Source organism: Thermomonas sp. LB-4 (assembly GCF_036409385.1).
Lineage (GTDB): Bacteria > Pseudomonadota > Gammaproteobacteria > Xanthomonadales > Xanthomonadaceae > Thermomonas.
This window is the reverse complement of record NZ_JAXOFT010000011.1, coordinates 22,891-45,766: the sequence shown is the minus strand read 5'-3', so window position 1 is coordinate 45,766 and position 22,876 is coordinate 22,891. Positions and strand designations below refer to the sequence as shown.

The window sequence follows — 22,876 nt, the reverse complement described above, 5'->3', positions numbered from 1 at the left end:
GGTGGCCCAGCCCGCGGCGCCGCCCATCGAGATCGACGCCACCGCCGGCCCGGCCCCGCTGGGCATGCCGCCGGCGACGTTCCTGCGCGACTACTGGCAGAAGCGCCCGCTGCTGGTCCGCAACGCCTTCCCCGGCTATGCGTCCCCGATCGAACCCGAAGACCTCGCTGGCCTTGCCTGCGAGGACGGCGTGCTGGCGCGGCTGATCGAGCACGACAAGGCCAGCGATGGCTGGAAGGTGCGCCACGGGCCGTTCGCGGAGGACGATTTCCCCGGCCTGCCCGACCATGACTGGACCCTGCTGGTGCAGGACGTGGACAAGTGGGACGCCGACATTCGCGCCCTGCTAGCCCACTTCGGCTTCCTGCCGCGCTGGCGGATCGACGACGTGATGGTCAGCTTCGCCGCCACTGGCGGATCGGTGGGCGCGCACGTGGACCAGTACGACGTGTTCCTGCTGCAGGCGCAGGGCCGCCGCCGCTGGCAGATCGACGCTTCACCCAATCCACCGCTCGACTTCCGCAACGACGTCGACATCAGGCTGCTGCGCGAATTCCACCCGACCCACGACTGGGTGCTGCAACCCGGCGACATGCTCTACCTGCCGCCCGGCGTGCCGCACCACGGCGTGGCCCAGGATCCGTGCCTGACCTTCTCGGTGGGCATGCGCGCGCCCGCCGCCGCCGAGCTGCTGGGCGACTACGCCGATACCCTGGCCGCCGACGCCCCGGACGAGCTGCGCTACGCCGACCCCGACCTCGCCCTGCCAGCCGATGCCTGCGAGATCGACGCGGCGGCCATGCAGCGGGTGGAAACGGCCTTGCGCCAGCTGCGTATGGACGATCCCGACCGCTTCGGCGACTGGTTCGGCAGCTTCATCACCACCTACCGCAGCGCGGTGCTGCCGGCGGCCGACGACCGCCCGCTGCCGCGCGCCGCGATGGAACAAGCGCTGGCCGAGGGCGCGCTGCTGTGGCGCCACCCGTGGTCGCGCATGGCCTGGCGCCGCACCCGCGAAGGGAGCAACGCGGACGCAGCCCGGCTCTACGCGGGCGGCACCGCCTATCCACTGGGCGTCGACGATGCCCGTCGGCTGGCCGCCGCGGACAGTATCGATGGCGGGCTGTACGCTGGGCTGGGCCAGGCGGGACGGGCGGCGGTCGCCGCCCTGCTGGCCGCCGGCCATTACCGGCTGGAACAGGAGGACGAAGCATGAACGGCGACGCCAGCAGCGAACCGATCCGCATCACCGACCATCCGGCAGCCATCGAGGCCGCCACCCGCATCGCCGCGGAGGCGCGCCGCGCCCTGTGGATCCGCAGCCTCGACCTTGAAGGCTGGTTGTTCGACCACCCCGACTTCCTGGCCGCGATGCGCGGCTTCGCCACCTCCGGCCGTGACGTGCAGGTGCAGGTCCTGCTGCACGACGCCGCCGCCCCGCAGGCCGCCCACGCCAAGCTGCTGGCGCTGGCCCAGCGCCTGCCCAGCGTGTTCCAGTTCCGCGAGGTGGACGACCCGGTCTACCGCGAGGAGCGGGTGGCGCTGGTCGCCAACGACGCCGGCGGGTATTACGTCCGCACCCAGGGCGACCGCGTCGAAGGCGTGGCCGCGTTCGATTCGCGCGCGCGGGTGCGCCAGCTGCAGCAGCGCTTCGAGGAAATCTGGGAGCGTTCCCGTCCGGTAACTGAATATCGCGCCCTCGGAATATGAAATCGCCGCGTTCTTGACTTTGGTCGCATGCGCCGGCGACCCCCCTGCGGCTATAATTCCGGCTCTTTGCTTGCGCGCATTCAGAATTTGTTCCGCCCCGGTCTGACGCCAGTACCGGCGGGCACACCCCCCACCCCACCGATAGGTTGCTAGCCACACCGTGGACAGTCTCCTCAAGCAGTTCGCTCAAACCTCCCAGCTCGGCGCCAACGGCGCGTTCATCGAAGACCTCTACGAGCAGTACCTGGTCGCGCCCGACAGCGTCGACCCCAAATGGCAGCAGTATTTCGATGGCCTGAAGGGCCGCGAGGCCGGCGACATCCCGCATTCCGCGGTGATCGACCAGATCGCCGAAGCCGGCCGTCAGGCCGCGCGCGGCGTGGTCGCCGCCAGCAGCGGCAGCGGCGATGAGCGCGAGCGCCACGTCGGCCGCCTGATCACCGCCTACCGTTCGCGCGGCCACCTCGGCGCGAACACCGACCCGCTGGGGCTGACGCCGCCGGTCAACCCGCCGGATCTGGACCTCGCCTTCCACAAGCTGTCCGGCAGCGACCTGGACACCGAATTCAGCACCGGCGGCGTGGGCGGCCAGCCGCGGATGAAGCTGCGCGACCTGTACGCGCGCCTGCGTGCGACCTACGCCGGCAGCATCGGCGCTGAGTTCATGCACATCACCGATGCCGACCAGCGCCGCTGGATCTACGAGCGCCTGGAAGCCGCCGCCGGCAATTACGGCCGCAGCAAGGAAGACAAGCAGCGCATCCTCGAGCGGCTGACCGCCGCGGAAGGCCTGGAGCGCTACCTGCACACCAAGTACGTCGGCCAGAAGCGCTTCTCGCTGGAAGGCGGCGATTCGCTGATCCCGCTGCTGGACGTGGCGATCCGCCGCGCCGGCCAGGCCGGGGTCAAGGACGTGGTGCTGGGCATGGCCCACCGCGGCCGCCTCAACGTGCTGGTCAACACGCTGGGCAAGCCGCCGCGCAAGCTGTTCGACGAGTTCGAGGGCAAGTTCGAGAAGACCCGTCAGGGCGATCATGCCCACACCGGCGACGTGAAGTACCACATGGGTTACAGCGCCGACGTCGCCACCCCCGGCGGCCCGGTCCACCTGGCGCTGGCGTTCAACCCCTCGCACCTGGAGATCGTCGACCCGGTGGTCGCCGGCAGCGTCCGCTCGCGCCAGCACCGCCGCGGCGATGCCGAGCGCAAGCAGGTCATGCCGGTGCTGATCCACGGCGACGCCGCGTTCGCCGGCCAAGGCGTGGTGATGGAACTGTTCCAGATGTCGCAGGCCCGCGGATTCCGCGTCGGCGGCACCCTGCACGTGGTGGTCAACAACCAGGTCGGCTTCACCACCAGCGCCGCCGAGGATGCGCGCTCCACCCTGTATTGCACGGACGTGGCCAAGATGGTCGGCGCACCGGTGCTGCACGTGAACGGCGACGACCCGGAGGCCGTGGCCTTCGTGGCCGAGCTGGCCTTCGATTTCCGCCAGGCCTTCGGCAAGGACGTGGTCATCGACCTGGTCTGCTACCGCCGCCACGGCCACAACGAGGCCGACGAGCCGGCGGCCACCCAGCCGGTGATGTACAAGAAGATCCGCGCGATGAAGACCACGCGCGAGCTGTACGCCGAGAAGCTGGCGGCGGAAGGCACCCTGTCCGCAGCCGATGCGCAGGCGCTGGTCGATGCCTGCCGCGACCGCCTCGACGCCGGCGAAGTCACCACCGAGATCGTGAAGGCGCAGCCCGACGCGCTGACCGTGGACTGGTCGCCGTACCTGGCCGGCAAGCTGTCCGATCCGGTCGACACCAAGGTGCCGCGCAAGGCGCTGGACAAGCTGGCGTCGCAGATCAACACCATCCCGGACGCAGTCAAGCTGCATCCGCGCGTGGCCAAGATCTACGAGGACCGCCGCAAGATGGCGGCCGGCGAGCAGCCGGCCGACTGGGGCTTCGCCGAGAACCTGGCCTACGCCACCTTGCTGGACGAAGGCTACCGCCTGCGCCTGGTCGGCCAGGACTGCGGCCGCGGCACCTTCTTCCACCGCCACGCGATCCTGCACGACCAGAACACCGACGCCTACCACCTGCCGCTGCGCGAGCTGGTGCAGAACCCGGAAGACGTCACCATCATCGATTCGCTGCTCAGCGAAGAGGCGGTGATGGCGTTCGAGTACGGCTACGCCACCGCCGACCCGATGACCTTGGACATCTGGGAGGCCCAGTTCGGCGACTTCGCCAACGGCGCGCAGGTCGTGATCGACCAGTTCCTGGCCGCCGGCGAAGCCAAGTGGGACCGCCTGTGCGGCCTGGCCCTGTACCTGCCGCACGGCTACGAAGGCCAGGGCCCCGAGCACAGCTCGGCGCGCCTGGAGCGCTTCCTGCAGCTGTGCGCGCTGGACAACATGGTGGTCTGCACGCCCACCACCCCGGCGCAGGATTTCCACATGATCCGCCGGCAGATGCGCCAGAGCACCCGCAAGCCGCTGGTGGTGATGACGCCGAAGTCGCTGCTGCGCCACAAGCTGGCGGTGTCCAGCCTGGACGAGCTGGCCAGCGGCGAGTTCCAGCGCCTGATCCCGGACACCACCGCCACCGCCAAGAAGGTCAAGCGGGTGGTGGTCTGCGCCGGCAAGGTCTACTACGACCTGCTGGAAGAAGCGCAGAAGAAGGAGATCAAGGACGTGGCGCTGGTCCGCGTGGAGCAGCTTTATCCGTTCCCGCGCCCGGAGCTCGTCGCCGAGCTGAAGCGCTTCGGCTCCGCCACCGACGTGGTCTGGTGCCAGGAAGAGCCGCAGAACCAGGGTGCGTGGTACCAGATCCAGCACCACCTGCGCGCCTGCCTGCAGCCCAAGCAGGTGCTCGGCTACGCCGGCCGCCTGCGCTCGCCCTCGCCCGCCGCCGGGCACATGGCCGAGCACGTGGCCGAACTCAACAAGCTGCTGGCCGACGCACTGGTGAACCCGGTCGGCGACGACAGCGACGCCGACTAACCCCATTCCCGCATTCCGACAGGACGCCCTCATGGCCATTGAAGTCAAAGTCCCGGTTCTCCCCGAATCCGTTTCCGACGCCACCATCGCCAGCTGGCACAAGAAGGCCGGCGACGCGGTCAAGCGCGATGAAAACCTGCTCGACCTCGAAACCGACAAGGTGGTGCTGGAAGTGCCCTCGCCGGTCGATGGCGTGCTGAAGGAGATCAAGTTCGAAGCCGGCGCCACCGTGACCAGCCAGCAGGTGATCGCGGTGATCGAGGAAGGCGCTACTGCCGCCGCCCCCGCCGCCGAGGCCCCCAAGCCGGCCGCCGGCGCCGAAGAGGTGATGCCGAAGGACAAGGCCGCCGCCCTGCACGCCGCCGCGCCCGCCAGCACCACCCCGAAGCCGGTCGGCGGCGAGCTCCCGCCGGGTGCGCGCTTCGCCGCCACCACCTCCGGGGTGAACCCGGCCGAGGTGGCCGGCACCGGTCGCCGCGGCATGGTCACCAAGGAAGACATCGTCAACTACGCCAGCGGCAAGACCGCCGGCGTGGCCGGCGGCGCGCGTCCGGAGGAGCGCGTCCCCATGACCCGCATGCGCGCCCGCATCGCCGAACGCCTGATGCAGTCCAAGAACTCCATCGCCATGCTGACCTCGTTCAACGAGGTCAACCTCGCCAAGGTCATGGAGATGCGCAAGGAGCTGCAGGACGACTTCGTCAAGACCCACGGCATCAAGCTCGGCTTCATGAGCTTCTTCGCCAAGGCCGCGGCGAACGCGTTGCAGCGCCACCCGATCGTCAATGCGTCGGTCGACGGCAACGACGTGATCTACCACGGCTACGCCGACATCAGCATCGCCGTGTCCACCGACAAGGGCCTGGTCACGCCGGTGCTGCGCAACGTCGAGCGCATGGGCTTCGCCGAGATCGAACAGGGCATCGCCGACTACGCCAAGAAGGCGCGCGACGGCAAGCTGGGCCTGGACGACCTGCAGGGCGGCACCTTCACCATCACCAACGGCGGCACCTTCGGCTCGCTGATGTCCACCCCGATCGTGAACCCGCCGCAGAGCGCCATCCTCGGCATGCACGCGATCAAGGAGCGCGCCATCGTCGAGAACGGCCAGGTGATCGCCGCGCCGATGATGTACATCGCGCTCTCCTACGACCACCGCATCATCGACGGCAAGGACGCGGTGCTGTTCCTGGTCGACATCAAGAACCAGCTCGAGAACCCGCACCGCATGCTGCTGGGCATGTGATGCCGACGACGGGAACCGGCAACGGTTCCCGTCTCGTTTCGCGGCGCCGCAGGTTCAAACCCGCGCCCGCCACCAAGTTCAGGAAGGAAGCTAATGAGCGAACAACAGCAATTCGACGTCGTCGTCATCGGTGCCGGCCCCGCCGGCTACCACGCCGCCATCCGCGCCGCGCAGCTGGGCCTGAAGACCGCTTGCATCGACGCCGCGCTGGGCAAGGACGGCAAGCCGGCGCTGGGCGGCACCTGCCTGCGCGTGGGCTGCATCCCGTCCAAGGCGCTGCTGGATTCCAGCCGCCAGTTCTGGAACATGGGCCACCTGTTCGACCAGCACGGCATCAGCTTCGACAAGCCGGCGATCGACGTGAAGAAGATGGTCGCCCGCAAGGACGGCATCGTGAAGCAGTTCACTGGCGGCATCGCGGCGCTGTTCAAGGCCAACAAGATCACCGCGTTCTACGGTTTCGGCCAGCTGCAGCCGGGCAACGTGGTGACGGTCAAGCAGCACGACGGCAGCGAAGTGGCGCTGAAGGCCACCAACGTCATCCTCGCCGCCGGCTCCGATTCCATCGAGCTGCCGTTCGCCAAGTTCGGCGAGCACATCATCGACAACGTCGGCGCGCTGGACCTGGAGAAGGTGCCGAAGCGTCTCGGCGTGATCGGCGCCGGCGTGATCGGGCTGGAACTGGGCAGCGTGTGGAAGCGCCTGGGCGCCGAGGTCACCATCCTCGAAGGCCTGCCGAACTTCCTCGCCGCCGCCGATGCGGAAGTGAGCAAGGTCGCGGCGCGCGAGTTCAAGAAGCAGGGCCTGGACATCAAGCTGGGCTGCAAGTGCACCGCCACCGAGGTCAAGAAGGACGGCGTGCACATCCGCTACACCGACGACAAGGACGCGGCGCAGGAGCTGGTGGTCGACAAGCTGCTGGTGGCCGTGGGCCGCCGCGCCGCTACCAAGGGCCTGCTGGCCGAGGGCACCGGCGTGCAGCTCAACGAGCGCGGCCAGATCGTGGTCGACGAGCACTGCCATACCGGCGTCGACGGCGTGTGGGCGGTCGGCGACTGCGTGCGCGGCCCGATGCTGGCGCACAAGGGCTTCGAGGAAGGCATCGCGGTGGCGGAGCTCATCGCGGGCCTGCCGGGCCACGTCAACTTCGACACCATCCCGTGGGTGATCTACACCGAGCCGGAAATCGCCTGGGTCGGCAAGACCGAGGAGCAGCTGAAGGCCGAAGGTATCCCGTACAAGGCCGGCAGCTTCCCGTTCGCGGCGGTCGGCCGCGCGGTGGCGATGGCCGAGCCGGCAGGCTTCGTGAAGGTGCTGGCGCATGCCGAAACCGACACCATCCTGGGCATGCACCTGGTCGGCGCCAACGTGTCCGAGCTGGTCCACGAAGGCGTGCTGGCGATGGAGTTCAAGGGCAGCGCCGACGACCTGGCGCGCATCTGCCACGCCCACCCGTCGCTGAGCGAAGCCGTGCACGACGCCGCGATGGCGGTGCACAAGCGGGCGATCCACAAGGCCAACTGATTCCGCTGGCGGCCGGATCGCGGCGCGACGTTTCCGCGACACGCCGCAAGTACGTCCATGTAGGCTAATCGGCGGCATCCATGCCGCCGATTGTCGCGAAAACCCCGCGCCACGCCCCGGCCTTTTCGGAATGGCACGCAGAAAAGCACGGCGCACTTTGGTGCGCCGTTTTTGTTGGCGGCAGGCGATAATCGACGCATGAAAACCCTCTGCGTCTATTGCGGCTCCAACGCCGGCAACGACCCCGCCTATGCCGCGCTGGCCAGCGACCTCGGCACCCGCCTCGCCCGCGACGGCATCGCGCTGGTGTACGGCGGCGGCAACGTTGGCTTGATGGGCATCGTGGCCGATGCAGTGCTTGCCGGTGGCGGCGAAGTGATCGGAGTGATCCCGCAGCAGCTGGTCGACTGGGAGGTCGCCCACAAGGGCGTCACCCGCCTCGAAGTCGTCGACTCCATGCACACCCGCAAGGCGCGCATGTTCGAACTGGCCGACGGCTTCGTCGCCCTGCCCGGCGGCTTCGGCACGCTGGACGAGATGTTCGAGATGCTGACCTGGCGCCAGCTGGGCCTGGGCCGCAAGCCCTGCGCCTTCCTCGGCGTGAACGGCTTCTGGCAGCCGCTGATGGCGATGCTGGACACGATGGTGCGCGAGCGCTTCCTGCATCCCGAGCAGCGAGCCGACATGTGGCACGGCACCGACCTCGACGCGATGCTGGGCTGGATGCGCAGCTACATTCCGGCGCAGGCCGACAAATGGCTGGACGAGAAGCGCCGCAGCCAGCTCAAGCTCACCTCGGGGGATGTATGACCATGCCGGCGACGTTCCGCGCCTTCCGTATCCACAACGACGCCGCCGGCTACCGCAGCGGCATCGAGACGGTGTCGCTGGACGATCTCAACCCCGGCGAGGTGGTGGTCAAGACCGCGTACTCCTCGGTCAACTACAAGGACGCGCTGGCCGGCACCGGCAAAGGCAAGATCCTGCGCCGCTTCCCGCTCGTCGGCGGCATCGATGTGGCTGGCCATGTGGTGGCATCCACCGATTCCGCGTTCCGCGAGGGCGACGCCGTGCTGGTGACGGGCAGCGGCCTGTCCGAAACCCGCGACGGCGGCTATTCGGAATATGCGCGGCTGGACGCGCGCTGGGTCATCCCGCTGCCTGCGGGCCTGAGCCTGCGCGAAGCGATGATCCTCGGCACCGCCGGCTTCACGGCAGCGCTGGGGCTGCTGCGGATGACCGAGAACAGGCAGACCTCCGCGCTGGGCCCGCTGGCCGTGACCGGGGCCACCGGCGGCGTGGGCTCGCTGGCGGTCGCCATCTTCAGCAAGGCCGGCTTTGACGTGCACGCGATCAGCGGCAAGCCGGAACATGCGGACTACCTGAAGTCGCTCGGCGCCAGCGAGGTCCTCGGTCGCGAGGCCTTGGCCACGACCGCGCCAATGGCGTCCGCCCGCTTCGGCGGCGGCCTGGACAACGTGGGCGGACCGATGCTGGCCGCCCTGCTCGCCCAGACCGCCCCCTACGGCAATGTGGCCAGCTGCGGGCTGGCCGCCTCGCCCGAACTGCACGCCACCGTCATGCCCTTCATCATCCGCGGGGTCTCGCTGCTGGGCGTGGCCTCGGCCGGCACCGCCCGCGACATCCGCGACGAGGTCTGGCGCCGCCTGGCCGGCGATTGGAAGCCGGACAACCTGGGGGCGATCTGCACCCGCGAGGCCAGCCTGGAGGAATTGCCGCCGGTATTCGAGGGCATGCTGGCCGGCGGCGCGTTGGGCCGCACCCTGGTGCGCATCCAACCCGTCTCCTGACCCGGCTTGCAGGCCGCGGGCCTGCGGCTACAATCGACCCGCATACCCGGGGATTCACATGGCACGCATCCTGATCGTCGACGATTCGCCCTCCCAGCTGATGAGCATCCGACGCATCGTCGAGAAACTCGGCCACGACGCGCTCACCGCCGAGGACGGCGCCGCCGGCGTGGAAGCGGCCAAGCGCGAGCTGCCGGACCTGATCCTCATGGACGTGGTGATGCCGAATCTCAACGGCTTCCAGGCCACCCGCTCGATCAGCCGCGAAGCCACCACCAAGCACATCCCGGTCATCCTGGTCACCACCAAGGACCAGGACACCGACCGCGTCTGGGGCATGCGCCAGGGGGCCAAGGCCTACATCACCAAGCCGTTCAGCGAATCCGAACTGGCCGATGTCATCAACCAGTACATCGCCACCGGCCCCAGCGCCGCATAGGGCGTTCTCCGTAGGAGCGCACCGCAGGGGCGCGATGCTCTTGGCAGTATCCCGCGAAAGCGTTCGCGCCCCTGCGGTGCGCTCCTGCGAAAAAATGAGGCAGCGTCAGCCGCGCCGCCAGTCGTCCCCGAAGGCGTCGCGCATCTTCGCGTAGGCCTTGCGCTGTGCGTCGTTGTGCGCCTTCGGGGCCAGGATTTCCAACTCCACGATCTGGTCGCCGTCCGCCGCCCCGGCGGAGCCGGGCAGCCCGCGTCCGCGCAGCCGCAGCTTGCGGCCGGATTCGGAATCGGCGGGGATCTTCAGCTCCACCGACCCGCCCAGCGTCGGCACGCTGATGGTGGCGCCCAGCGCCGCTTCCCACGGCGCCACCGGCAGCACGTGGATCACGTTGCGGCCGTCCACCTCGAACTGCGGATCGGCGGCGTATTCCACTTCCAGCAGCAGATCGCGGCCACCGTTGCCCTGCCGGGCCAGACGGATCACCTGGCCGGGGCGAACGCCCTTGGGCACGCGCACGTCCAGCGTCTTGCCGGCCACGCCGATTCGCACGGTGCTGCCGTTGTAAACGGCGTTCAGCGGCACCGCCAGCTTGGCCCGGGTGTCGCCGGCCGGCGGGCCACCGCGGGCGCCGCCATTGCCGCGCGCGCGCTGGCCGAACAGGTTCTCGAAGAAGTCCGAGAAGCCGCCGCCCGCACCGCCGCCGGCGAAAATCTCGTCGTAGTCGAAGTCCGGCTGCCCGCCGGGGCCGCGACCGAAACCGCCGGGCGGCGGACGGATCTCGTCGCCTGGGCGGTAGCCGCCCGCGCGCAGCTGGTCGTAGGCCGCGCGCTTCTGCGGGTCGCGCAGCGCCTCGTAGGCCTCGTTGACCGCCTTGAACTTTTCCTCGGCGCCCTTCTCCTTGCTGACGTCAGGATGGTATTTGCGCGCCAGCCGGCGATAGGCGGTCTTGATCTCGGCCTCGCCCGCGCTGGGCTCGACCCCGAGGATCCCGTAGTAGTCCTTGAATTCCATCGATGCTCCCTACCGCGGCCTGCCCGCGGGGGATTATCCCACCGCGCGCCGCAACCGCAGCCACTGGCCTTACACTGTGTCCCCGTCGAAGTGAGGTCCGGTCATGTCGATTCAAGTCGGGCAACACGTTCCCGCGTCGATCCTGCAGTACATCGACAACGGTGTGCACCGGATCGACACCCATACCCTGTTCGGCGGCCGCAAGCTGGTGCTGTTCTCGGTGCCGGGCGCGTTCACGCCCACCTGTTCCGAACGCCACCTGCCCGGCTTCATCCAGCAGTTCGATGCGTTCCGCGCCAAGGGCATCGAGGTCGCCTGCATGGCGGTGAACGATGCGTTCGTGATGCAGGCCTGGGGCAGGAGCCAGGGCGTGCCGCAGGGCATGAAGATGCTCGCCGACGGCAACGCGGATTTCACCCGCGCGCTGGGGCTGGAGCTGGACGCCAGCGGCTACGGCATGGGCGTGCGCAGCAAGCGCTTCGCGCTGTACGCCGAGGATGAGGTCGTCAAGGGCCTGTGGGTGGAAGCACCGGGTGAGTTCCGGGTGTCGTCGGCGGAGAACGTGCTGGCCAGCCTGCCGGGCTGAATCCCGCCCCTTGCGGTCCTCCCGCGGGCGACGGGCACCGATAGCGCCGGCAGGCAGGGGCTGGATCCGGACGCCTACGGGGACGGCGGCAGGACCGCGAAACGCAGGCTGTCCCAGGCGCCGCTGTCGGCCAGCGCGGTAAGCTCGTGCCGGCCAGGCCGGGTGAGCTCATGCAGCAGGGGCCGGCCGCCGTCGGTCTCGCCGATCCAGCGCCCATCCAGCAGCCACTGCACCCGCGTGGTGGCCGCCGGCGCGCGCAGCGAGAGGCGCACGCCGCGGTCGCGGCCCGGCGGCACCGCCAGCACCGCGCCATCGTTGACGCCTTCGATGCGCAGGGTTTCCCGCGCGCCGCGCCCGTCATCCGCGCAGTCCTCGGCCAGCGGCGGCAGGTTTGACGCGGCACGCCATGCCGCCGGCAGCCACGGCGTGGCCAGCGCCGGCCAGCGCGCGATCTGCCGCGCTTGCGCCACGTGCGGCCGCCGGCAGTCGGCGGACAAGCGGCGCCCGCTGGCGGCGTCCACCTCGAAACGCTCGATCCCGGCGCTCCACAACCGCGCCTGCCGCTCCGGCAGGGTTGGCGGCACCGCGCCGTCCAGCGTCCATGCTTCGCGTCGGCGCTGGCACAGCGACGGCGGCTGCGCACTGGCGGCGGTACCCAGCGGCCAGCAGATTTCGGTTTCCGCCACGCTGGCCGGCATCGGCACGCGCCGGGCGTCGCCGGGCGCGCGCGGCAGGCTGTCGACCACTTCGAACAGCAGCGGCAGCGCGGTCACCGCGCCGTACTGGCCGGGCAGCGGCGTGCCGTCCGGCCGCCCCACCCACACGCCGACGCTGTAGCGCGGGGTGGCGCCGATCGCCCAGGCGTCGCGAAAGCCGTAGCTGGTGCCGGTCTTCCATGCGACCTGCGGCCGCCGGCCGGTGTCGAACATGCCTTCGGCCTCGCCGGGGCGCGGATTGGCAGCGAGGATCTCGCGCACGATCCAGGCCGCACCGGGCGACAGCAGGCGACGCTCCACCTTCGGCGCATCGCCGGTGTAGCGCACCCGCCCCGCGATCCCGCCGCGCTGCAGGGCGGCAAACGCGCCGACGAGATCCTCCAGCCGCGCGCCGGTGCCACCCAGGATCATCGACAGGTTCGGCGCCGCCCCGCGCGGAAAGCGCAGCGCGATGCCCGCGTGCTCCAGCCGCGCCGCGAAGCGCGCCGGCCCCACCCGGTCCAGCAGATCCACCGCCGGCACGTTGAGCGACAGCCGCAGCGCCTCGGCCACGCCGACAGGACCGTTGAAGGCGGTGTCGAAATTGGACGGCCGGTAGCCATCGAAGGACTGCGGCGCATCCACCAGCAGGCTCTCCGAATGCACCAGCCCGCCATCCAGCGCCATCCCGTAAAGGAACGGCTTGAGCGTGGACCCCGGCGAACGCCAGGCCTGCACCATGTCGACATGGCCCAGCCGCGCCTTGTCGGCGAAGGCGACCGAGCCGACGTAGGCGCGCGCCTCGAGGGTGGCGTTGTCGACCACCAGCAGCGCCGCCGAAGTACGCGGCGGCAGATCGGAGAAGTACGCGGTGACGAGCTCTTCCAGCGCGCGCTGCAGGGCCGGCTCGAGGGTGGAGACGATCCGGCGTGCGGTCGGCTGCGCGGCGTGCAGGCGCTGCGCCAGCAAGGCGGCCTCCTTCGGCGCACGCAGGCTGCGCGAGACGACGTTCTCGACGCGGGCATCCTGCACCTGCGCGCGCGTCCACACGCCGCGCGCGGCCATCCGCGCCAGCAGCTTGTCGCGGGCCGCCTGCGCCGCTTCCGGATGGCGGTCCGGGCGCAGCCGGCTGGGCGCCTGCGGCAGCACCGCAAGCAGCGCGGCCTCGGCGTGCGACAGCTTCGCGGCCGGCTTGCCCAGATAGGCCCAGCTGGCGGCTTCCACCCCCTCGATGGTGCCGCCGAACGGCGCGCGCTCCAGGTACAGGGTGAGGATCTGGCGCTTGGACAGGTGCGCTTCCAGCTGCAGCGCGCGCAGCAGCTGGCGCAGCTTGCCGGAGGCGCTGCGGGTGCGCGCGCCGCGCAGGTCGGGATCGATGATCCGCGCCACCTGCATGGTCAGGGTGGAACCGCCGGAGACGATGCGGCGGTTGCCCAGCATCTGCGCGCCGGCGCGCAGCATCGCCACCGGGTTGATGCCGGGATGGCGCCAGAACCAGCGGTCCTCGTAGCCCAGCAGGGCCTGCAGGTACAGCGGCGAGACTTGCTCCGGCGCAGCCGGATAGCGCCACACGCCGCCGGCATCGGCGAACGCGCGCAGCGGGCTGCCGTCGCGGGCGGTCACCACGGTGGCGGAATCTCGCGCCTTCGGCAGCGGCAGCGGAAAGGCGCGGTCGAGGATCAGCAGCGCCAGCAGCAGGGCGGCAGTGCCCCAGCGCAGGAAAGGCAAGAGCGGACGTAGCGCTGTGAGGCGGGAACGGACTTGCTCGCCACTGACGCCTTGTTCCACTCCCTGCATCTCCACGAAAGAAATCGTTCCCTATCGCTAGGGCCTCGGCCCCTATCGACCCAGGCCGCGATCCGGAGCGTCCGGTCGCGGCCAAAGACGCGCCTACGGATGAGGCTGGGTGACCGTGATCCGTGCCGGCACCGCCCTGCCCACGCCGCGCAGCGCCGGCCGGTACATGTCCTCCACCAGCGGCGGCGGCACCGTGTAGTTGCCGGGGGTGACCGCACGCACGAGGTAGAACAGCTTGGCGGTGCGGCCCGCGTCCAGCTTGAGCGCGGCAACAAAGCGGTCGTCGCGGAACTCCTCGTGGCGCAGGCTGGCGCTGTCGCCGCGCTCGCCGATGCCGATCCCATCCACGACGACGTCGGCCCACTGCTTGGCATCGCCGAGGTTGAAGTTTTCGATCTCGAGCCCGGCCGGCAGCAGGTCGGTGAGCAGCGCGTCCGGCATGTCGCGGTCGGCGGTGATGGCCACGCGCACGATCAGCGCCTCGCCTTCCTTCAACGGGCGTGGCGCCCACGGCTTGCCGTCGGTGCCGTACAGCGCGCGCTCGACCTTGATCACGCTGGCATCCGGCGCCGGCGCGGCGCGCGGCACGCCGGCCACGTCCAGGCTGGCGTAGAACGGCGGCTCGCCATCCGGCAGGAAGCGCAGGCCCTTGGCGAGCGTGGCGTAGTCGACGTCGCGGGCGAAGCTGCGCGCCTTGGCGATGGCTTCCTCGGTGCCGCCGGTGACCAGCTTGCCGGCCACTTCCTTCTTCACGTCCATCAACAGCGCCTTGCCCAGCCGCGCCAGCGCGATCTGTTCCTGCGTGCTCAGCCAGAACCACGGCGAGGCGCGGCGGCGCGCATCAATTTCGCGACTGACCTCGATGACCTTGGCATCGAAGGCCGGGCTGGCGTAACCGCGCTCGTGGGTCATCGCGAGCATCAGCGCCAGGTCGCGCAGCGGCGTGCCGTAATCGCCCAGCCCGTCGTGGCGGTCGCCCTGGAAGGCGAAGCCGGCGGCAATCGCCTTGCCGCCGCGCGCCTTGTCGCCCTGCATCGACAGCGCCAGCCCGAGGTGGACCAGCGGCAGCCCCTTCAACGCCTGCTTGCGGTCGTTGTCGTACAGCGCCCGCAGCGTGCCGAGCGGTGCGCGGTTGACCCGCGCCAGCACGTAGCCGGCATGCGCCTGGTAGGCGAACTTGAGGTACTGGCGGTGGCTGCGGCCGTAGAACTCGTTGCCGCCCGACAGCAGGTCCTCGCTGAGCCGCTGCAGCGCCTTCTGCAGCACCGCCTCGGGCACCACGAAGCCGCCCTGCCGCGCATCCAGCAGGAATTCGGCGATGTAGGGCGTCAGCAGCGGATCGACGTTGTCGTCATCCCCCCACATCGAGAAGTGGCCGTTGCCCGCCTGCATCGAGGCCAGCCGCCCGAACGCACCCTCCATGCGCGCGCGCCGCTTGCCGGCGTCCAGCCCCGCCACGCCGAAGCGCCGGGCCGTTTCCGCATCCAGCGCCAGCGCCGCATAACCCTTGCTGGCGGTCTGCTCGGCGCAGCCATAGGGATAGTCCAGCGCGCCCTTCAGCGCGGCGCCGAACGGGATCGGCGGCAGCGCGCTGACCAGCATGCGCGCGCGCACCGAGCCCGGCAGCAGCCCCTCGGCAAGGCCGGCATCCATGGACGCCGCCTCGCCCGCCCCCAGCACCTGCGTGCGCGAGCGCAGCACCTGCGGCCATGCCGCGCGCACCGGCAGGTCGTATTTCCGGTCCACCTTGAAGCCGTTGCCGTCCACCCGCACCCGCACCTGGGCAACGCCATAACCGTCCTGCGCGGTGAGCGGGAAGCTCAGCGTGGACTTGGCCTCGCTGCCCAGCTTCAGCGTGCGGCTGGCGTCGCCGATCGCGGCAGGCCCGATGCCGTCCAGCTTCACCTTGAACTCACCGGCCTTGCCGGTGAAGTTGGTGATGTCCAGGCTGACCATGCCGCGGTCGCCCGGCGCCATCACCCGCGGCATGCTGGCCTCGGCGACGATCGGCGCGCGCACCACCACTTCGGCATCGCGGTTGCCGTACTGCATGTCGGAATAGACCAGTGCCGACACCCGCAGCGTGCCATTGAAGTCCGGCACCGGCAGCGCGATCCGCGCATTGCCCCTGGCGTCCAGCTGCACCGGCCCCGCGAACAGGTCCACCGTCTGCACCCGCGCGGTGGGTCGGCGCGCCTGCGGCAGCGCGGCCAGCGCCATGTCGCCGCCGAAGCGCAGCTTGGCGATGCCGCCGTCGAAACTCTCGATGACGCGGCCATAGATGTCGTAGGCATCCACGCCCAGGCGACGCTGGGCGAAGAAGTGCGCGCCCGCATCGGGGACCGGGAAGCGGGTGATGTTGAGGATGCCCACGTCCACCGCCGACACCGTGGCGTAGGCGGTCTTTCCGGCTAGCGCCGGCGCACTCACGGTGACCTGCAGCGGCTGCTCCGGGCGCACCAGCTTCTTCACCGCAAGGCCCACAGCGACGCGGCGTTCGCGCCGATCCATCGGCACGAACGCCTCGCCCACCGCGCGCGCCGGGGTGATCTTGCTGGCCGCGCTGCCGCCGCGGAACACCAGCGCGGTCACGTACACGTCGTGGCGTTCCCAGTCCTGCGTCACCGGGATTTCCACCACGGTGCCGGGCTTCACGTCCACCGACTGCACGAACAGCATGCGGTCGCTTTCCACCATCACCATGCCCTTGCCGGCGTGCGGGGGCGTCAGGGTGACCTTCAGCTTTTCGCCGGCGCGATAGGCGGTCTTGTCCAGCGCCAGCTTGACCTTGTCGGGGCGCGCGTCCAGTCCGCGGTTCTCGTCGCCCCAGCCCCAGCCGGCGCGGAACGGATAGCGCATGGTCAACTTCGTCGCCGGATCGAACACCTCCAGCCGGTAATCGCCCCATTCCACCGGGAAGTCGATGCGGGTCGCGGTGGCGCCGGCGTCGACACTGCGCGTCTCCACCGTCTGGAATCGGCGGGTGAAATCGTGGCGCCAGCCGCTGTCCTCGTCGTGGGTCCAGTGGTAGTCGCGGAGTTCGCGCACCAGCGACACCTTCAGCCCGGCGGCCGGCCGCGGCCGGCCGTCGCTGCCGTAGCGCATCAGCTCGAACCCGGCGCTGGCATTGGCGTCGGCGCCGTCCTCGTCGTCGAACAGCGGGCGCACGCCGACCAGCGCATCGGCCGGCCACAGGGTACGCGCAAGGCTGCGATTGACGCTGCGGCCACCGGATTCGAACAGGCTGGCGGAGACGATGGCCTGCACCGGCGTGTTGCCCTTCACGTCTTCGGGCAGGGGGATGTCCTTGCGCAGCTCGCCTTTCGCATCCAGCTCGGCATCGATGGCGTCCGCGGCCTGCTTCGGCAGGGCCACGGTGGGATCGCCGAAGAACCAGCCCTTCAGGTTTTCCAGCGGATGCTGGTCCACCCTGACCGCCAGCTTCGCGGTGAAGCGGTTGCCTGAGGCCGGGGCTCCATACAGATAGGCGCCCTTGGCGTGCAGCGCCAGCGGCTGGCCGGGGCGCAGGATCGGCGCCGCGCTGTCCAGGTCCAGCTTCATCCGCTCGGGCAGGAATTCCTCGATGCGCAGGCTCATGCCCTGCACCGCCTCCTTGCTGGCCGGGTCCGTGCGGAACTCCACCTGCCAGCGGCCGGTGGGGGCTTCGGCGGGGATGGCCTTCTCGAAACGGAAATAGCCCTGCGCGCCGGGCTCCAGCTTCGATTCGACGAAGGTCCTGCCATCCGGCTGCCTCAGGCGGACGAACAGGGATTGCGACTTGCCGCCCTTTGCCTGCACCGGCCGGCCATCGAAGTCGCGCAGCAGCGCGGAGACGCGCACGGTTTCGCCGGGGCGGTAGAGGTCGCGGCCCGACCAGGCGAACACGTCGAACCAGGCCTGCTCGCGCCCAGCCACCGCGAACTCGGACAGGTCCAGCGCGGGCTGGTTGAACGGCAGCATCGACATGTCCTTGCCGCGCAGCGCGGTGAGCACATGCCCCGCGTCCAGCCGGTAGTCGAGCAGGGCGTTGCCGTTGCCGTCGGTGCTGCCCTTGAACACCGGCTGGCCGCGCGCGTCCAGCACCCGCAGCTCGACGTTGGCAAGGCCGTCGCCGCTGGCCAGCGAGGCGGTGTGCACGAACAGCTTGTCCTTGTAGGCACGCGCGTGCAGGCCGATGTCGCTGACGCTGAAGAAGGCAACCTCGAACTCGCCCCGGAAGCTGCCGGTCTTCTTCATCACCGCGAAGTACAGGCCGGGCTTCTGCAGCTCGGCGATGTCCTGCAGCGGCAGGTAGGTCAGCACGCGCTCGTTGCGCGCGCCGCCCAGCACGAAGCGGTTGAGGTACACCGGTTCGGCCAGCTTGCCGATCGGCGCGCGGCTGTCGGCGTCGTCGGGGTCGTACCAGGAGGGATCCAGTTCCCAGCTGCCGCGGCGGCCGCCGCGCTGGTAGTCGGCGAAGAACTTCGGTAGTGCGTCTTCGCGCACGCGCAGGAATTCCACGTCCACTTCATCCACGTTCACCGACACCACCGGCAGCCCGCGCGACTCCTTCGCCGGGATCACGCTGCCCTGCGAGGCGAAGCCCACGGCGGGTTCCAGCTCGCCGGTGAACACCTTCAGCTCCAGATCCTTGCCCAGCTTGCTGCCGTCGGCGGCGGTCAGCGCGGCGGCAATCCGCAAGGTGTAGTGCCTGTTGGCTTCGACGTAGGGAAAACGCAGGGTCTTGCCGTCGTCAGAGAGCGCCCAGCCGCTCTGGCCGTCACCCTTGGCATCGATCACCAGCAGCTTGTCGAAGTCCTGCGTGCCCACCAGCGGGCGCGAGAACTCAACCGCCACCGCCAGCCCGTCCGGGCGCTGGTCGGGCCAGACGCGCGCCACCGCGAAACCCTTGATCTCCGCGCGTTCGGCTTTGATCGCCTCGCCACTGGGGGCCGGCAATTGGCCGTCCGGATCGCGCTTGCAGCCGGCAGGCCCCGTGGCCAGCAGGACAATCAGCAGCAGCGCCAGCAGGCGCCCGGGCACAGGGGTCCATGCACGCATCATCGCGACGTCCATTCCGTGGGATCGGGCCGAGTATAGGACGCCAGCATGGCGGTGCATGCGGGAGCGCGGGATCCACGACGCCCACCGCGAGGCGGCGGTTCAGACCAGCAGGCGCGACCACATGCCGGCGAAATCCGCCTGCACGTGGCGGCTTTCGGCCCAGGCTTCCAGCATCGCCAATCCTTGGTCGCGGCTGAAGCTGCCCTGCCGGCTCAGCATCGCCAAGGCCGCCGCAAGCCTGCCGGCACGCAGCGCACGCCCCAGCGGATCGGCGGGCATCGCATCCGATCGCTGCGCATCAAGCGCGGTACCGATCCGCTCGGACAACTCCCACGACACCGCGATGCGGTGCGCTATCGGCGCCGTCTGCTCATCCAGCACGCGCGCAACGGTGCGTGGGTCCGGCGGCAGGTGGGGATGCAGGGCGTAGTTGTCGCGCAGCACCTGCGCCACCATGATCGCCCCCAGTCCGTGCAGCAGCCCCACCATCTGCGCGGCGAACGAATCCTCTTCGCCGCGGCCGCCGCGGATCATGCCGGACGCCACGTCCGCGGTCAGCTGGGTGTGTTCCCAGATCACCCCGGGCAGCCGGCCGAACGGGCCGTCGCCGGTCTGCATCACCGGCTGCACCAGCGCGGCTGCGATCACCGGCCGCAGCCCGTCCAGCCCGAGCAGGGTGGCGGCCCGCATCAGGCTTTCCACCGGCTTCTCCTGGATCCGGTAGAACGGGCTGTTGGCGATGCGCAGCAGGTTGGCCGACAGCGCCGGGTCTTCGCTGACGATGCGCGCGATGTGCTCCAGTGATACGTCGGGGTCGTTGATCGCCCGCATCAGCTTGGGCAGCAGGTAGGGCCGGCGCGGCATGTGCCGGGCCTGGAACTGGGTCCGCGACAGCAGGTTGGCGCAGGCCGCGGCGATCGCCGCGTGTGCGGCGGCGGTATCGGCCGGCGGTGCCGATGCCGTGCCGCGGGCATCCACTGCCAGCGCGTACAGCTCGCGCACCAGCGCACGCCCGCGCGGAATGCCCGGGTCGGCGGTTTCATCCACCGCGGCCGGCGCCCAGTCCTCGTCGGACTCCTGCGCGTCCGCAGGCGCGCGCGCCGGGCGCGCGTCCGCCGCTTCCGCACGGTAGTACCACCATGCGCCGATCCCGGCCAACACGGCTACTGCGCCTGCTATCGCCATCCCTACAAGAGCATCCATCCGCGACTCCGCCGAGCGTGTTCCCCGTCCCACATCCCGCCGCTTCCTGCAGGGGACGGGGACAGGCTAGCCGATGTCGGCGCGGAAATGGCATCCGCGCGCCGACCGGGCGATTGCCGTGCCAGTCCGGCTCAGGGGGCGCCGTCTTGCGCGCCCTCGGCTTCGGCGCCTTCGGCGTCCGCGTCCAGGGTCGCGTCCAGGCGCTCGATCGCCTGCAGCTTCTCGTCCGCCGCCAGCCGCATCAGGGTCACGCCCTGGGTGTTGCGACCGACCTGCGCGATCTCCGCGGCGCGGGTGCGCACCAAGGTGCCGCCGTCGGAAATCAACAGCACGTCATGGCGCTCGGTCAGCTGGATCGCGCCGACCAGCGCGCCGTTGCGGTCATTGGTCTTGAGCGCGATCACGCCCTGGGTGCCGCGGCCCTTCTTCGGGAACTCCTCGACCGGCGTGCGCTTGCCGAAGCCACGCTCGCTGGCGGTGAGGATGTCGCCCTCGCCGTCCACCACGATCAGGCTGCGCACTTCCTCGCCCTCGGCCAGCTTCATGCCGCGCACGCCGGTGGCGGTACGGCCCATCGGGCGCACGCTGTCGCCGGCGAAACGCACAGCCTTGCCGTTGCTGGCGAACAGCATGATGTCGCGGGTGCCGTCGGACAGTTCCGCGTTCACCAGCGCGTCGCCCTCGGCCAGGTTGATGGCGATCTTGCCGCGCGCCAGCTTGAAGGCGTATTCGGTCAGCGGGGTCTTCTTCACCGTGCCGTTGCGGGTGGCGAAGAACACGTACTTGCCGTCCTCGTACTCGCGCACCGGCTGCACCGCCTGCACCTTCTCGCCCGCTTCCAGCGGAATCCAGTTGATGATCGGGCGACCGCGCGCGTTCGGCCCCGCCTCCGGTAGCTGGTACACCGGCAGCCAGAACACGCGGCCGTGGCTGGTGAAGGTGAGCAGGGTGTCGTGGGTGTTGACCAGCCACAGCTGGTCGATGAAATCCTCGTCCTTGGTCGCCGCCGCGTTGCGCCCCTTGCCGCCGCGCTTCTGCGCGCGATAGGTGGTGGCCGGCTGGCGCTTGGCATAGCCGGCGTGCGACAGCGTGACCACCACGTCTTCCGGCGCGATCAGGTCGAGGATGTCGAGATCTTCCTCGGAGGCGCGGATCTCGCTGCGGCGCGGGTCGTTGTACTCCGACTTGAGTGCGCGCAACTCCTCGCGGATCTTCTCCAGCAGTACGTCCGGGTTTTCCAGGATGAGGATCAGCCCGGCGATCTCCTCCAGCAGCTGGCGGTATTCGTCGGTCAGCTTCTCCTGCTCCAGCCCGGTCAGGCGGTGCAGGCGCATCTCCAGGATCTGCTGGGCCTGGGTTTCGGTGAGCTGGTAGCCATCCGCTAACAGGCCCACGCCGGCAGGCAAGTCCTCGGGCCGGCTCGCCTCGGCGCCGGTGGCGGCCAGCAGCGCGCCCACCAACCCCGGCTGCCAGCGCCGCGCCAGCATGCGCTCGCGGGCCACGCCCGGGTTCTCCGAGGTCTTGATCAGCTCGATCATCTCGTCGATGTTGGCCAGCGCGACGGTCAGGCCTTCGAGGATGTGCGCGCGGGCGCGCGCCTTGCGCAGCTCGAAGATGGTCCGGCGGGTCACCACTTCGCGGCGGTGGCGGACGAAGGCCTCGAGGATCTGCTTGAGGTTCAGCAGCCGCGGTCGGCCATCGACCAGCGCCACCATGTTGATGCCGAACACCGACTCCATCTGGGTCTGCGCGTAGAGGTTGTTCAGCACCACCTCGGCGGATTCGCCGCGCTTGACCTCGATGTAGATGCGCATGCCGTCCTTGTCGGACTCGTCGCGCAGCTCGCTGATGCCCTCGAGCTTCTTCTCCTTCACCAGCTCGGCGATCTTCTCGATCAGCCGCGCCTTGTTCACCTGGTAGGGGATTTCGGTGACGATGATCGATTCGCGGCCGTTGTCGGCCACTTCCACCTCGGCCTTGGCGCGCATGCGCACCCGGCCCTTGCCGGTGCGGTAGGCCACGTGGATGCCACCGACGCCGTTGATGATGCCGGCGGTGGGGAAATCCGGGCCGGGGATGTATTCCATCAGCCCGTCGATGTCGATCTGCGGGTCGTCGATCAGCGCCAGCAGCGCGTCCACCACCTCGCCGAGGTTGTGCGGCGGGATGTTGGTGGCCATGCCCACCGCGATGCCGGCCGAGCCGTTGACCAGCAGGTTCGGGAACCGGGTCGGCATGACCGTGGGTTCGAGTTCCTTCTCGTCGTAATTCGGCTGGAAATCGACGGTGTCCTTGTCGATGTCCGCCATCAGCTCGTGGCTGAGCCGCGACATCCGCGCCTCGGTGTAACGCATCGCCGCGGCGCTGTCGCCGTCGACCGAACCGAAGTTGCCCTGCCCGTCCACCAGCAGGTAGCGCAGCGAGAACGGCTGCGCCATGCGCACCAGGGTGTCGTACACCGACTGGTCGCCGTGCGGGTGGTACTTACCGATCACGTCACCGACGATGCGCGCCGACTTGTAGTACGGCTTGTTGCTGTGCGCGCCCAGTTCGTTCATCGCGAACAGCACGCGGCGATGCACCGGCTTCAGGCCATCGCGGACGTCCGGGAGCGCGCGCCCCACGATCACGCTCATGGCGTAATCGAGGTAGCTGCGGCGCATCTCGTCTTCCAGCTTGACGGGGATGATTTCCTTGGCGGATTCGGCCATCGTGCGTCCGTTTCTCGTGGTGGTGCCTGGCGTGAATTTCGGCCCGCAGGCGGCCAGCGGAATCAGGTTCCGCAAGCGCGTCCGGCGGGAATTTCAGCAACGTGA

14 protein-coding genes are annotated in these 22,876 nt (G+C 69.7%); 9 read left to right on the top strand and 5 right to left on the bottom strand.

Going from position 1 to position 22,876, the window contains the following annotated elements:
* Position 1 precedes the first annotated feature (1 nt).
* From SPK54_RS09070 to pilH, 8 genes are all read left to right on the top strand, one after another.
* Positions 2 to 1,216 carry a cupin domain-containing protein gene (locus tag SPK54_RS09070; protein WP_330947582.1) on the top strand — a complete coding sequence of 405 codons (1,215 nt, stop codon included), beginning with the start codon at positions 2 to 4 and terminating at the stop codon, positions 1,214 to 1,216.
* Positions 1,213 to 1,710, top strand: coding sequence for a hypothetical protein (locus tag SPK54_RS09065; RefSeq protein WP_330947581.1), 498 nt, complete (start codon positions 1,213 to 1,215; stop codon positions 1,708 to 1,710). The genes SPK54_RS09070 and SPK54_RS09065 overlap by 4 nt, the downstream gene beginning before the upstream one ends.
* 160 nt (positions 1,711 to 1,870) lie before the next feature.
* A complete protein-coding gene (locus SPK54_RS09060) occupies positions 1,871 to 4,705 on the top strand; it encodes a 2-oxoglutarate dehydrogenase E1 component (RefSeq protein WP_330947580.1) in 2,835 nt (944 codons plus the stop codon).
* 31 nt (positions 4,706 to 4,736) lie between these two features.
* Positions 4,737 to 5,951, top strand: coding sequence for a dihydrolipoyllysine-residue succinyltransferase (gene sucB, locus SPK54_RS09055; RefSeq protein WP_330947579.1), 1,215 nt, complete (start codon positions 4,737 to 4,739; stop codon positions 5,949 to 5,951).
* 93 nt (positions 5,952 to 6,044) lie between these two features.
* On the top strand, positions 6,045 to 7,475 hold the full coding sequence (gene lpdA / locus SPK54_RS09050; RefSeq protein ID WP_330947578.1) for a dihydrolipoyl dehydrogenase: 1,431 nt from the start codon (positions 6,045 to 6,047) through the stop codon (positions 7,473 to 7,475).
* Between the two features lie 198 nt (positions 7,476 to 7,673).
* Complete coding sequence (locus SPK54_RS09045) at positions 7,674 to 8,285, top strand: TIGR00730 family Rossman fold protein (protein WP_330947577.1); 612 nt, start codon at positions 7,674 to 7,676, stop codon at positions 8,283 to 8,285.
* Positions 8,282 to 9,286: a YhdH/YhfP family quinone oxidoreductase gene (locus SPK54_RS09040; RefSeq protein ID WP_330947576.1), complete on the top strand. Its 1,005-nt coding sequence runs from the start codon at positions 8,282 to 8,284 to the stop codon at positions 9,284 to 9,286. The genes SPK54_RS09045 and SPK54_RS09040 overlap by 4 nt, the downstream gene beginning before the upstream one ends.
* Before the next feature lie 58 nt (positions 9,287 to 9,344).
* Positions 9,345 to 9,725, top strand: coding sequence for a twitching motility response regulator PilH (gene pilH, locus SPK54_RS09035; protein WP_190281261.1), 381 nt, complete (start codon positions 9,345 to 9,347; stop codon positions 9,723 to 9,725).
* Between the two features lie 105 nt (positions 9,726 to 9,830).
* On the opposite strand, the gene SPK54_RS09030 is transcribed toward pilH, so the two are convergent.
* Positions 9,831 to 10,736: a DnaJ C-terminal domain-containing protein gene (locus tag SPK54_RS09030; RefSeq protein ID WP_330947575.1), complete on the bottom strand. Its 906-nt coding sequence runs from the start codon at positions 10,734 to 10,736 to the stop codon at positions 9,831 to 9,833.
* Between the two features lie 103 nt (positions 10,737 to 10,839).
* On the opposite strand from SPK54_RS09030, the gene SPK54_RS09025 reads away from it, so the two are divergent.
* The gene (locus SPK54_RS09025) at positions 10,840 to 11,322 is read left to right on the top strand and encodes a peroxiredoxin (protein ID WP_330947574.1); all 483 of its coding nucleotides are present in this window, start codon (positions 10,840 to 10,842) and stop codon (positions 11,320 to 11,322) included.
* A gap of 74 nt (positions 11,323 to 11,396) precedes the next feature.
* On the opposite strand, the gene pbpC is transcribed toward SPK54_RS09025, so the two are convergent.
* The 4 genes from pbpC to gyrA all read right to left on the bottom strand — a co-directional run bounded on the left by pbpC (position 11,397) and on the right by gyrA (position 22,771).
* Positions 11,397 to 13,814: a penicillin-binding protein 1C gene (gene pbpC, locus SPK54_RS09020; RefSeq protein WP_330947611.1), complete on the bottom strand. Its 2,418-nt coding sequence runs from the start codon at positions 13,812 to 13,814 to the stop codon at positions 11,397 to 11,399.
* A 93-nt stretch (positions 13,815 to 13,907) separates the two neighbouring features.
* Positions 13,908 to 18,857, bottom strand: coding sequence for an alpha-2-macroglobulin (locus SPK54_RS09015; RefSeq protein WP_330947610.1), 4,950 nt, complete (start codon positions 18,855 to 18,857; stop codon positions 13,908 to 13,910).
* A 99-nt stretch (positions 18,858 to 18,956) separates the two neighbouring features.
* Positions 18,957 to 20,018, bottom strand: a complete 1,062-nt coding sequence (locus SPK54_RS09010; RefSeq protein ID WP_330947573.1) for an HDOD domain-containing protein — start codon at positions 20,016 to 20,018, stop codon at positions 18,957 to 18,959.
* A 173-nt stretch (positions 20,019 to 20,191) separates the two neighbouring features.
* Entirely contained in the window at positions 20,192 to 22,771 is a 2,580-nt protein-coding gene (gyrA, locus tag SPK54_RS09005) for a DNA gyrase subunit A (RefSeq protein WP_330947572.1), read from the bottom strand.
* Positions 22,772 to 22,876 lie beyond the last annotated feature (105 nt).